The following is a 13305-nucleotide window of genomic DNA, read 5'->3' on the forward strand; positions in this document are numbered from 1 at the left end:
CAAAAAAAAAAAAAACCCGCCCCTGACAGGCGGGAAATTACGGCAACAACTTACTAGAGTGATGCAATAGATAAGACAGACAAGGGAAAAACGTTAATTTTTAAAAGCCATAAATGTCAATCGTCAACTATGCTTTATCGCCAAGTTTTCATGACTATACTCTTTCAATAATCGTGGCTATACCTTGGCCTAACCCGATGCACATGGTTGATAGCCCGAACTGAACATCTTTACGTTCCATCAAGTTAAGCAGAGTGGTTGTAATGCGAGTACCAGAGCATCCCAATGGGTGACCGAGAGCAATAGCGCCGCCGTTCAGGTTGATTCTGTCATCCATACTATCCAGCAGATTCAATCCCTTTATACAAGCCAGAGATTGTGCAGCGAATGCTTCGTTCAATTCCATAACGCCAATATCCGTAAGGCTTAATCCGGCTTTTTTCAAGGCCATTTGTGTGGCTGGCACAGGGCCATAACCCATGATAGAAGGATCACAACCCACAACTGCCATTGAGCGAATACGGGCGCGAGGTTTTAATCCTAACGCTTTAGCTTTGCTTTCGCTCATGATCAGCATGGCAGAGGCGCCATCGGAAAGGGCTGAGGAGTTACCCGCAGTCACACTTCCAGTGACAGGATCAAAAACGGGACGCAGTGCAGCCAAATCTTTTGGATTAGCATCTGTGCGGATCACTTCATCAAAATCGACGAGTTTCAGATTTCCTTCAGCATCATGTCCATATATGGGGACTATTTCGCTAGAGAAAGCCTTGGATTCGGTCGCTTGTGTTGCACGTTGATGAGAACGAAGGGCAAACTCATCTTGCATTTCACGACTAATATTGTGCATTTTAGCCAGCATTTCTGCCGTTAATCCCATAACACCTGCTGCCTTGGCAACGTTACGGCTTAATTTGGAATGAAAATCGACACCGTGTGTCATGGGAACATGTCCCATATGTTCAACACCGCCGACCATAACAATATTGGCATCACCGGTCATGATCATGCGGGTGCCGTCGTGCAGCGATTGCATTGAAGAACCACAGAGACGGTTAACCGTGACTGCGGGAACTGAATGGGGAATACCTGCGAGTAAAGCTGAGTTGCGGGCAATATTGAACCCTTGTTCCAGTGTTTGTTGCACGCATCCCCAAGAGATATCATCAATATCTTCAGGTTTAACAGTAGGATTGCGCTTGAGTATTGACTTCATCAGATGTGCAGAGAGATCTTCGGCACGGACCTGACGGAATACACCACCTTTTGAGCGCCCCATTGGGGTACGGATACCATCAATAATAACTACGTTTTCCATGTTTTCAGACCTCACGCTTTTTCACCTGAATTAACAGCAAGTTCTGCTGGGGCAGGGTAGTAACTTTCGTTACCTTCGGCTTTTGCTTTCAGACCAGCGGGTATGTGATAGAGGGCGCCCAGGTGAGCATAACTTTCTGCCATCTTCACATAGGCGGCAGTTCCCAGGGTATCCAGATAACGGAAAACGCCACCATGGAATGGAGGGAAGCCTAAGCCATAGACCAGTGCCATATCCGCTTCTGCGGGGCTGGCAATAACACCTTCTTCTAAGCAACGAACAACTTCGTTAATCATTGGGATCATGGTTCGGGCAATGATCTCTTCGCCAGAGAAAGTCTGTTTCGGTTTGCTGATGCTAGCCAATAATTGATCGGTAGTATCATCCCGCTCTTTTTTCGGCTTGCCTTTTTTATCTTGGCTATATTTATAGAAACCAACGCCATTTTTCTGACCATAACGCTGATTTTCAAATAGTACGTCAATAGCATCCCGATAATCGCGGCTCATGCGGTTTGGGAAACCCTGAGCCATGACAGTTTGTGCATGGTGTGCGGTGTCAATACCGACAACATCAATGAGATACGCAGGACCCATTGGCCAGCCAAATTCTTTTTCCATGATTTTGTCGATTTGGCGGAAATCACCACCATCACGCAACAACATGCCAAAACCAGCCAGATAAGGGAACAATACGCGATTTACAAAGAAGCCGGGGCAGTCGTTAACAACGATCGGTGTTTTACCCATTTTACTGGCATACGCAACAACGTTTGCAATCGTCTTATCTGAGGTTTTTTCTCCACGAATAATTTCAACCAACGGCATACGATGTACTGGGTTGAAGAAATGCATACCACAGAAGTTTTCCGGGCGTTTTAGCGATTTTGCTAATTCAGTGATTGGGATAGTGGAGGTATTGGACGCCAGAATGCAATCATCGCTGATATGTGATTCTGTTTCTGCTAAAACCGCCGCTTTAATCTTCGGATTTTCAACGACAGCTTCAACAACAATTTGGGATTGCTCAATACCCGCATAATTCAGGGTTGGATGAATGGATGCCAGAATTTTAGCCATCTTCATGGCATTTAAGCGTCCACGCTCAAATTGTTTATTCAGCAATTTGGCAGCTTCACTGATACCTAAATCCAGCGCTTTTTGATTAATATCTTTCATCAAGACAGGAATACCCTTGCGCACTGATTGATAGGCAATGCCTCCACCCATAATCCCTGCACCCAGTACAGCCGCATGTTCAGGGGTGGCGACAGCTTGCAGGTGTTTTTTCGCCAGCCCTTTAACATATTGTTCATTCAGGAAGATACCGATTAAAGCACGAGCGACAGGGGTATGTGCTAATGATACAAAACTGGCGGACTCCAGTTTTAAGGCTTCATCGCGACCCAGTGTAGCGGCTTTTTCAATGGTTTTTACCGCAGTGATTGGTGCTGGATAATGAGGGCCGGCGACCTTCATTACCATCCCTTTTGCTACGGTGAAACTCATGGTTCGTTCAATCTCATTGAGAGTCAGAGGCATCAGTTTAGGCTGACGAGCCGCTTTCCAATCTAAGTCACCTCGGATGGCTTGTTCCAGAATTGAAACGGCAGAATCAGCCAGTTTTTCGGCAGAAACGATGGCATCAATCAGGCCATTTTTCAGCGCTTCTTCAGCACCTATATCTTTTCCAGCGGAAATGATTTCAAGAGCATTATCCGTACCAATCAAACGTGGCAGACGGACAGAACCACCAAACCCCGGCATAATCCCCAGTTTCGTTTCTGGCAATCCGATACGGAGATCTGGGGATACGACACGAAAATCGGTGGAAAGCACTAATTCACATCCACCGCCAAGGGCGTAGCCATTGATGGCAGAGACAGTTGGAACAGGGAGATCTTCTATGCGGTTAAAGATATTGTTGGCGAGATCCAGCAATTCGTGCAGTTTTTCTGCTGGTGCACTGAATAGCGATAAAAATTCTGTGATATCAGCACCAACAATAAAAGCTTGTTTTTCAGAGCGTAGCAGTAACCCTTTTAGTTTAGTCTCTTGCTCAAGGGTAGCAACGGCTTTATCCAGCGAAGTAACCGTTTTTGTGTCTAATTTATTAATTGCAGCCGGTGCATTGAAGATGAGTTCAGCAATGCCATCTTTCAGCCATTTTACTTGAATAGTTTCACTTAGGTAGAGCATGTCATTCTCCTCAATGAGTGCATACCATCTGGTATGACCAGATGCAGTTGATTGTGATTACTGTGTTAATTTAATGCAAATCAATGATTAATTTTTTGTAGGGTAGATCACAGGTAAGATTTATGGCAGGGAGCAATGTATTTTGTTAATACTTTGAAAAATATAAATATATTAGTTTATTTTTAGAGAGGGCGTTTTTCACGTGATAGCTCCCACCATAATGAATTGTGGTAATATTTAAGCTCCTGCCAAAAAATCAAAAGGCTAATTAAGAAGATGGAAAAGTTGGCATCTCTGTACCAAGAACATATTAAAACCTTACAAAAACGTGCCCGAGAAATCTTGGAGCGAACTCAGTTTGACGCCTTGCTTATTCATTCAGGTGAATCATTACGGGTTTTTCTGGATGACAGCCATTATCCGTTTAAGGTAAATGCACACTTTAAGTCCTGGATACCTGTGACCAAAGTGCCTAATTGCTGGTTGTGGATTGATGGTGTCAATAAACCTAAGCTCTGGTTTTATTCACCAGTAGATTACTGGCACAGCGTAGAGCCACTACCCGGTGGCTATTGGACGGAAGACATAGAAATGATCCATTTGGCAAAAGCTGAAGATATCAGCGTTAAACTGAATGGATTATCAAAACAGAACACCGCTTATATTGGTGAACAAACGGAGCGTGCTAAATCTTTGGGCATTCTTGATCACAATATCAACCCAGAAGCTGTTTTGGATTATTTGAATTATCATCGTTCATATAAAACAGATTATGAATTGGCTTGTATGCGTGAGGCCCAGAAAACCGCCGTTAATGGTCATCTGGCAGCTTATGATGCATTTTTGTCTGGTGTGAGCGAATTCGAAATCAATATGTTCTATTTGATGGCAACAGGGCACCGTGATACCGATGTCCCTTATGATAATATTGTTGCCTTGAATGAAAATACGGCTGTTTTGCACTACAACAAATTACAGCAGAGGGTTCCTTCAGAAATACGCAGTTTTTTGATTGATGCTGGAGCGGAATATCATGGTTATGCCGCGGATATCACCAGAACCTATGCAGCAAAACCTCATAACGATTTTGCCTCACTGATAAAGGATCTGAATGAAGAACAACAGGCACTCATTGGCACAATTAAAACGGGCGTTCGATATACCGACTACCATGTTAATATGCACCAACGTATAGCCAGGATACTGAAAAAACATGATATTGTTCATGGGATCAGTGAAGAAGGTATGGTTGAAACAGGATTGACGACACCATTTTTCCCACACGGACTCGGCCATCCTTTAGGTTTGCAGGTGCATGATGCTGCTGGGTTTATGCAAGATGATAGAGGAACCCATCTGGCAGCCCCGGAGATGCATCCTTATTTGCGCTGTACCCGTATTCTGGAGCCAAGAATGGTTTTGACCATTGAACCTGGGATCTATTTCATTGAAACTTTATTAGCGCAGTGGCGTGAAAGCGAATATCGTCAACATTTCGATTGGAAGAAAATCGATATGTTGAAAAATTATGGTGGTATTCGTATTGAAGATAACATCGTTATTCACGATGGAAAAATTGAAAATATGACCAGAGAATTACAATTATCGTAATGAAGCCTTATTTAATTCCTGCGGCTTCAGTCAGCTTTACTGAAGAAATAAAAAAGAGTCGTTTCATTACCCTGCTGGAGCATACCAGCGGGGTGGATGAGGCGAAGTTATTTATCCAAAGCATCAAAGAACAATATCCTGATGCTCGGCATCATTGTTGGGCTTTTGTGGCAGGAGCGCCGGATGATTCCCAACAGTTAGGGTTTTCTGATGATGGTGAACCCACCGGAACCGCTGGTAAGCCGATGATTGCTCAGTTAATAGGAAGTAGCTTAGGGGAAATTACTGCTGTATCTGTTCGCTATTTTGGTGGCATAAAATTGGGTACGGGTGGTTTGGTAAAAGCCTATGGCAATGGAGTACAGCAAGCTCTGAAGTTGTTGCAAACCGAATACAAAGTACCGCAGAAGTTATACCAGCTACAGTGTGAGTACTCGCATATTTCAATGGTAGAACAGTTGCTACACCAATTTTCTGGGCAAGTGATCGCCAGTGATTATGCTGAAAATGTCACGTTGCAAGTCTCGCTGCCAGCTACCCTTGTTGGTGAGATAGGTGATAAATTACGGGACTTGAGCCGTGGTGCTCTGTTTTTAACGCCAAAATCATAATTATTCTTCATACCGGATTTCTAAGGAACCAGCCGAATGCATTTTCGCGCCATAACCCGTATTGTTGGACTACTTGTCATTCTTTTCTCTGTCACAATGATTATTCCGGGGCTGGTCGCATTGATCTATCGCGATGGCGCAGGCAGGGCATTCAGCCAGACATTCATCTTTGCTCTCGTCATTGGTTTAATATTGTGGATACCTAATCGCGAACAAAAATCTGAACTCAAGCCAAAAGAGGGCTTTTTGATTGTTGTCCTATTTTGGACCGTGTTGGGAAGTGTGGGGGCATTGCCATTCATTTTCTCTGAAAAACCCAATCTTTCAGTCACAGATGCCTTTTTTGAGTCATTTTCTGGCTTGACGACAACAGGAGCGACAACGCTTGTTGGCCTTGATTCCCTTCCCAAGGCTATTTTGTTCTATCGACAAATGTTGCAATGGTTAGGTGGCATGGGAATTATCGTTCTGGCTGTGGCGATCTTACCTCTGCTTGGTGTGGGGGGAATGCAGCTTTATCGTGCAGAAATGCCAGGACCGTTGAAAGACAATAAAATGCGTCCTCGTATTGCAGAAACGGCCAAAACGCTTTGGCTGATTTATGTCTTGTTGACCATTGCTTGTGCGCTGGCATTGTGGGCGGCGGGAATGTCGGTATTCGATGCGATTTCTCATAGCTTTTCTACCATCGCTATTGGGGGATTTTCTACCCATGATGCCAGTATCGGTTTTTTTAATAGCCCGGCCATCAACACGATTATTGCCATTTTCTTATTGATTTCGGGCTGCAATTTTGGTTTGCATTTTGCGGTTCTTTCTGGACGAAGCTTGAAAGTGTACTGGCGTGATCCAGAATTTCGGATGTTCATTACTATTCAGTTGGCACTATTGGCCATCTGTATGCTGATATTATGGCAACATTCTGTTTATGAATCAGAATGGGAAGCATTGAATCACGCGTTTTTTCAAGTTGTCTCTATGGCGACAACGGCTGGATTTACAACGGACTCTTTTGCCAATTGGCCTCTGTTTCTGCCTTTTCTGCTGTTATGTTCTGCATTTATAGGGGGATGTGCGGGGTCAACGGGAGGCGGTCTCAAAGTTATCCGTATTTTGTTGTTGTTCTTGCAAGGATCGCGTGAATTAAAGCGTTTAGTGCACCCGAATGCAGTGTATACCATTAAATTGGGGCGGCGAGCATTACCGGAACGGATTATTGAAGCAGTATGGGGTTTTTTCTCTGCTTATGCACTGGTTTTCGTCGTTAGTATGTTGTTACTGATCGCTACGGGTGTTGACGAATTTTCTGCTTTTTCTGCCATCGCCGCAACATTGAATAACTTAGGGCCAGGATTGGGAGTCGTCGCTGATAACTTTACAACTATGAATCCGGCGGCTAAATGGATATTGGTTGTCACTATGTTATTTGGGCGCTTGGAAGTATTCACATTATTGGTCCTATTTACCCCTACTTTTTGGCGTGAATAGTGTTTATATGCGAGTCTCTGTTTAATAAGGGCGTATCTATGAATTATTTGTTGCTCTATTCTACCCAGGATGGGCAGACCAAAAAAATTATTACCCGTATCGCAGAAAACCTCCGCCGTGCTGGTATTAAGTGTGAGTTAAGAGATCTTTCTACAGTGAAACAAATCAATTTGATGCCTTACCAAAAAGTCATGGTAGGGGCGTCGATACGTTATGGTCGTTTCAATTCTGTGTTGCATGATTTTGTCATTCGCCATCAAAAACAATTGAACCAAATGCCAACAGCTTTCTTTGGCGTTAACTTAACGGCGAGAAAGCCAGAAAAAAGAACGCCAGAAACGAACGCTTATGTACGTAAGTTTTTAATAAAAAGTCCGTGGCAACCTGATTTATGCGGAGTTTTTGCGGGAGCGCTACTCTATCCACGTTATCGTTGGTTGGATCGCATGATGATTCAGTTCATTATGCGAATGACCGGAGGAGAAACAGACACTACAAAAGAAATTGAATACACCGATTGGGAACAGGTAGATCATTTTTCTGGGAAATTTTTGCAAATATCGTGTGATAAAACGCCTTAAAAACAGTCTTTCTGCTGGTTATTGCCTCGTTTTGAGGAAAAAAACCACGAACAGAAAAAAAATTTAAAAAAACTATTGTCAGCGTCATAAAACTCCCTATAATGCGCTTCCGTTGTCACGACAAACACACAAACCGGTCGGGATGACAACGTGAAAAGCCCTGAAAAATAAGGCTTGACACGAAAAGAGGAAGGCGTAAGATACGCAGCCTCGCAACCCGGAAGAGGCTTCCGGTTGCCCCCGCTCTTTAACAAATTAATCAGACAATCTGTGTGGGCACTCGCAAGACACTCTCTGACGCCGCAAGGCGAAAAAGATTAAACAGTCTTGAAGAGTGACTGAACAGTTAATTCATTATGAACGAACAGTCAGAATTCTTTGAGCATCAAACACTTTAATTGAAGAGTTTGATCATGGCTCAGATTGAACGCTGGCGGCAGGCCTAACACATGCAAGTCGGGCGGCAGCGGGGGAAAGCGTGCTTTCCTGCCGGCGAGCGGCGGACGGGTGAGTAATGTCTGGGGATCTGCCCGATGGAGGGGGATAACCACTGGAAACGGTGGCTAATACCGCATAACCTCGAACGAGCAAAGTGGGGGACCTTCGGGCCTCACGCCATCGGATGAACCCAGATGGGATTAGCTGGTAGGTGGGGTAATGGCTCACCTAGGCGACGATCCCTAGCTGGTCTGAGAGGATGACCAGCCACACTGGGACTGAGACACGGCCCAGACTCCTACGGGAGGCAGCAGTGGGGAATATTGCACAATGGGCGCAAGCCTGATGCAGCCATGCCGCGTGTATGAAGAAGGCCTTCGGGTTGTAAAGTACTTTCAGCGGGGAGGAAGGCACAGGACTGAATAAGTGCTGTGATTGACGTTACCCGCAGAAGAAGCACCGGCTAACTCCGTGCCAGCAGCCGCGGTAATACGGAGGGTGCAAGCGTTAATCGGAATTACTGGGCGTAAAGCGCACGCAGGCGGTCAATTAAGTTAGATGTGAAATCCCCGGGCTTAACCTGGGAATGGCATCTAAGACTGGTTGACTAGAGTCTCGTAGAGGGGGGTAGAATTCCACGTGTAGCGGTGAAATGCGTAGAGATGTGGAGGAATACCGGTGGCGAAGGCGGCCCCCTGGACGAAGACTGACGCTCAGGTGCGAAAGCGTGGGGAGCAAACAGGATTAGATACCCTGGTAGTCCACGCTGTAAACGATGTCGATTTGGAGGTTGTGGCCTTGAGCTGTGGCTTCCGGAGCTAACGCGTTAAATCGACCGCCTGGGGAGTACGGCCGCAAGGTTAAAACTCAAATGAATTGACGGGGGCCCGCACAAGCGGTGGAGCATGTGGTTTAATTCGATGCAACGCGAAGAACCTTACCTACTCTTGACATCCACGGAATTCTGCAGAGATGCGGAAGTGCCTTCGGGACCCGTGAGACAGGTGCTGCATGGCTGTCGTCAGCTCGTGTTGTGAAATGTTGGGTTAAGTCCCGCAACGAGCGCAACCCTTATCCTTTGTTGCCAGCACGTCATGGTGGGAACTCAAGGGAGACTGCCGGTGATAAACCGGAGGAAGGTGGGGATGACGTCAAGTCATCATGGCCCTTACGAGTAGGGCTACACACGTGCTACAATGGCAGATACAAAGAGAAGCGACCTCGCGAGAGCAAGCGGACCTCATAAAGTCTGTCGTAGTCCGGATTGGAGTCTGCAACTCGACTCCATGAAGTCGGAATCGCTAGTAATCGTAGATCAGCATGCTACGGTGAATACGTTCCCGGGCCTTGTACACACCGCCCGTCACACCATGGGAGTGGGTTGCAAAAGAAGTCGGTAGCTTAACCTTCGGGAGGGCGCTGACCACTTTGTGATTCATGACTGGGGTGAAGTCGTAACAAGGTAACCGTAGGGGAACCTGCGGTTGGATCACCTCCTTACCGAAAAGATAATGGATTTTGTTGCAGTGCTCACACAGATTGTCTGATGAATAAAGAAGAGACGGGAACGGAATAGGCTTGTAGCTCAGGTGGTTAGAGCGCACCCCTGATAAGGGTGAGGTCGGTGGTTCAAGTCCACTCAGGCCTACCAACTTTTCCGGACACCTCGATGGGGCTATAGCTCAGCTGGGAGAGCGCCTGCCTTGCACGCAGGAGGTCAGCGGTTCGATCCCGCTTAGCTCCACCATCCTCTTCTTACTGATAATCATTTCAGAACACATGAAAAGCCGTGTGTTGTGAAATGTAAGCTCTTTAACAATCTGGAACAAGCTGAAAATTTGAAACACTCAGTATCTGTCTTGAGGAATTGAGGAGTCTCTCAATAACTCCGACTCGAAGACACCTTCGGGTTGTGAGGTTAAGCGACTAAGCGTACACGGTGGATGCCTAGGCAGTCAGAGGCGATGAAGGACGTGCTAATCTGCGAAAAGCGCCGGTGAGCTGATATGAAGCGCTATCAGCCGGCGATGTCCGAATGGGGAAACCCGGTGCAATCCGTTGCACCATCATTAACTGAATTCATAGGTTAATGAGGCGAACCGGGGGAACTGAAACATCTCAGTACCCCGAGGAAAAGAAATCAACCGAGATTCCCCCAGTAGCGGCGAGCGAACGGGGAGGAGCCCAGAGCCATCAGCGATACACACGTCAGGAGAACGGTCTGGAAAGGCCGGCAGTAAAGGGTGACAGCCCCGTATCCGAAGAGGTGTGATATTGTGAGCTCGAAGAGTAGGGCGGGACACGTGGTATCCTGTCTGAACATGGGGGGACCATCCTCCAAGGCTAAATACTCCTGACTGACCGATAGTGAACCAGTACCGTGAGGGAAAGGCGAAAAGAACCCCGGCGAGGGGAGTGAAAGAGAACCTGAAACCGTGTACGTACAAGCAGTGGGAGCCCTGATTTATCAGGGTGACTGCGTACCTTTTGTATAATGGGTCAGCGACTTATATTCTGTAGCAAGGTTAACCGTATAGGGGAGCCGCAGGGAAACCGAGTCTTAACTGGGCGTTAAGTTGCAGGGTATAGACCCGAAACCCGGTGATCTAGCCATGGGCAGGTTGAAGGTTGGGTAACACTAACTGGAGGACCGAACCGACTAATGTTGAAAAATTAGCGGATGACTTGTGGCTGGGGGTGAAAGGCCAATCAAACCGGGAGATAGCTGGTTCTCCCCGAAAGCTATTTAGGTAGCGCCTCGTGAACTCATCTTCGGGGGTAGAGCACTGTTTCGGCTAGGGGGTCATCCCGACTTACCAACCCGATGCAAACTGCGAATACCGAAGAATGTTATCACGGGAGACACACGGCGGGTGCTAACGTCCGTCGTGAAGAGGGAAACAACCCAGACCGCCAGCTAAGGTCCCCAAGTCATGGTTAAGTGGGAAACGAAGTGGGAAGGCTCAGACAGCCAGGATGTTGGCTTAGAAGCAGCCATCATTTAAAGAAAGCGTAATAGCTCACTGGTCGAGTCGGCCTGCGCGGAAGATGTAACGGGGCTAAACCATGCACCGAAGCTGCGGCAGCGACATGAATGTGTTGTTGGGTAGGGGAGCGTTCTGTAAGCCGTTGAAGGTGAACTGTGAGGTTTGCTGGAGGTATCAGAAGTGCGAATGCTGACATAAGTAACGATAAAGCGGGTGAAAAACCCGCTCGCCGGAAGACCAAGGGTTCCTGTCCAACGTTAATCGGGGCAGGGTGAGTCGACCCCTAAGGCGAGGCTGAAAAGCGTAGTCGATGGGCAACAGGTTAATATTCCTGTACGGGCCATAATTGCGATGGGGGGACGGAGAAGGCTAGGCAATCCGGGCGACGGTCGTCCCGGTTTAAGTGTGTAGGTGGGATAATCAGGCAAATCCGGTTATCCCTAACACTGAGGCACGATGACGAGGCACTACGGTGCTGAAGTTGCTGATGCCCCGCTTCCAGGAAAAGCCCCTAAGCTTCAGATTATGGTCCATCGTACCCCAAACCGACACAGGTGGTCAGGTAGAGAATACTCAGGCGCTTGAGAGAACTCGGGTGAAGGAACTAGGCAAAATGGTGCCGTAACTTCGGGAGAAGGCACGCTGGCGTTAGGTGAAGGACCAGGCGTCCGGAGCTGAGGCCAGTCGCAGATACCAGCTGGCTGCAACTGTTTAATAAAAACACAGCACTGTGCAAACACGAAAGTGGACGTATACGGTGTGACGCCTGCCCGGTGCTGGAAGGTTAATTGATGGGGTTAGCGGCAACGCGACGCTCTTGATCGAAGCCCCAGTAAACGGCGGCCGTAACTATAACGGTCCTAAGGTAGCGAAATTCCTTGTCGGGTAAGTTCCGACCTGCACGAATGGCGTAATGATGGCCAGGCTGTCTCCACCCGAGACTCAGTGAAATTGAACTCGCTGTGAAGATGCAGTGTACCCGCGGCAAGACGGAAAGACCCCGTGAACCTTTACTATAGCTTGACACTGAACCTTGAGCCTTGATGTGTAGGATAGGTGGGAGGCTGTGAAGTGTGGACGCCAGTCTGCACGGAGCCATCCTTGAAATACCACCCTTGAATGTTTGATGTTCTAACGCGGACCCGTTATCCGGGTTGCGGACAGTGTCTGGTGGGTAGTTTGACTGGGGCGGTCTCCTCCCAAAGCGTAACGGAGGAGCACGAAGGTTGGCTAATCCTGGTCGGACATCAGGAGGTTAGTGCAATGGCATAAGCCAGCTTGACTGCGAGAGTGACAGCTCGAGCAGGTGCGAAAGCAGGTCATAGTGATCCGGTGGTTCTGAATGGAAGGGCCATCGCTCAACGGATAAAAGGTACTCCGGGGATAACAGGCTGATACCGCCCAAGAGTTCATATCGACGGCGGTGTTTGGCACCTCGATGTCGGCTCATCACATCCTGGGGCTGAAGTAGGTCCCAAGGGTATGGCTGTTCGCCATTTAAAGTGGTACGCGAGCTGGGTTTAGAACGTCGTGAGACAGTTCGGTCCCTATCTGCCGTGGGCGTTGGAAGATTGCAAGGGGCTGCTCCTAGTACGAGAGGACCGGAGTGGACGCACCACTGGTGTTCGGGTTGTCATGCCAATGGCATTGCCCGGTAGCTAAGTGCGGAAGAGATAACCGCTGAAAGCATCTAAGCGGGAAACTTGCCTTAAGATGAGTCTTCCCTTACTCCTTTGAGGGTACTGAAGGACCGTCCGAGACGAGGACGTCGATAGGCCGGGTGTGTAAGCGTTGCGAGACGTTGAGCTAACCGGTACTAATGAGCCGTGCGGCTTAACCTGACAACACCGAAGGTGTTTTGGGGATTGAGAGAGAGGTTTCAGAGAGCACAGCAGCTTGTTCGGGATTGAATACAGCATTTGTCTGGCGGCAACAGCGCGGTGGTCCCACCTGATCCCATGCCGAACTCAGCAGTGAAACGCCGTAGCGCCGATGGTAGTGTGGGGTCTCCCCATGCGAGAGTAGGACACTGCCAGACATTGATTAAAAAACGTGTTGCCGGCACAAAAGGCA

6 protein-coding genes, 2 tRNA genes and 3 rRNA genes are annotated in these 13305 nt (G+C 47.6%); 9 read left to right on the forward strand and 2 right to left on the reverse strand.

Translation table 11 applies throughout. The features are described 5' to 3' along the window. Positions 1-154: 154 nt before the first annotated feature. Both fadA and fadB read right to left on the reverse strand, forming a co-directional pair. Positions 155-1318 (reverse strand): acetyl-CoA C-acyltransferase FadA, encoded by a 1164-nt coding sequence (gene fadA, locus ACSJJG_RS03310; RefSeq protein ID WP_481090365.1) that lies wholly within the window; start codon positions 1316-1318, stop codon positions 155-157. An 11-nt stretch (positions 1319-1329) separates the two neighbouring features. After that, complete coding sequence (gene fadB, locus ACSJJG_RS03315) at positions 1330-3516, reverse strand: fatty acid oxidation complex subunit alpha FadB (protein WP_481088480.1); 2187 nt, start codon at positions 3514-3516, stop codon at positions 1330-1332. 276 nt (positions 3517-3792) lie between these two features. On the opposite strand from fadB, the gene pepQ reads away from it, so the two are divergent. The 9 genes from pepQ to rrf all read left to right on the forward strand — a co-directional run bounded on the left by pepQ (position 3793) and on the right by rrf (position 13270). Next, complete coding sequence (pepQ, locus tag ACSJJG_RS03320) at positions 3793-5127, forward strand: Xaa-Pro dipeptidase (RefSeq protein WP_481088481.1); 1335 nt, start codon at positions 3793-3795, stop codon at positions 5125-5127. Then, positions 5127-5738 carry an IMPACT family protein gene (locus tag ACSJJG_RS03325; RefSeq protein ID WP_348988159.1) on the forward strand — a complete coding sequence of 204 codons (612 nt, stop codon included), beginning with the start codon at positions 5127-5129 and terminating at the stop codon, positions 5736-5738. The genes pepQ and ACSJJG_RS03325 overlap by 1 nt, the downstream gene beginning before the upstream one ends. A gap of 36 nt (positions 5739-5774) precedes the next feature. Continuing rightward, positions 5775-7226: a Trk system potassium transporter TrkH gene (gene trkH, locus ACSJJG_RS03330; RefSeq protein ID WP_481088482.1), complete on the forward strand. Its 1452-nt coding sequence runs from the start codon at positions 5775-5777 to the stop codon at positions 7224-7226. 38 nt (positions 7227-7264) lie between these two features. Continuing rightward, complete coding sequence (gene hemG / locus ACSJJG_RS03335; protein WP_481088483.1) at positions 7265-7807, forward strand: menaquinone-dependent protoporphyrinogen IX dehydrogenase; 543 nt, start codon at positions 7265-7267, stop codon at positions 7805-7807. A 395-nt stretch (positions 7808-8202) separates the two neighbouring features. After that, positions 8203-9745 (forward strand): 16S ribosomal RNA (locus ACSJJG_RS03340). A gap of 74 nt (positions 9746-9819) precedes the next feature. Further along, positions 9820-9896, forward strand: a tRNA-Ile gene (locus ACSJJG_RS03345). A gap of 20 nt (positions 9897-9916) precedes the next feature. Further along, a tRNA-Ala gene (locus tag ACSJJG_RS03350) sits at positions 9917-9992 on the forward strand. Positions 9993-10161: 169 nt separating this feature from the next. Further along, positions 10162-13073 (forward strand): 23S ribosomal RNA (locus ACSJJG_RS03355). Positions 13074-13154: 81 nt separating this feature from the next. Beyond that, a 5S ribosomal RNA gene (gene rrf / locus ACSJJG_RS03360) occupies positions 13155-13270 on the forward strand. The 16S, 23S and 5S rRNA genes sit together here with 2 tRNA genes alongside, the layout of an rRNA operon. The last annotated feature ends 35 nt before the right edge of the window (positions 13271-13305 follow it).

The organism is Xenorhabdus sp. SGI 60, from assembly GCF_056632175.1.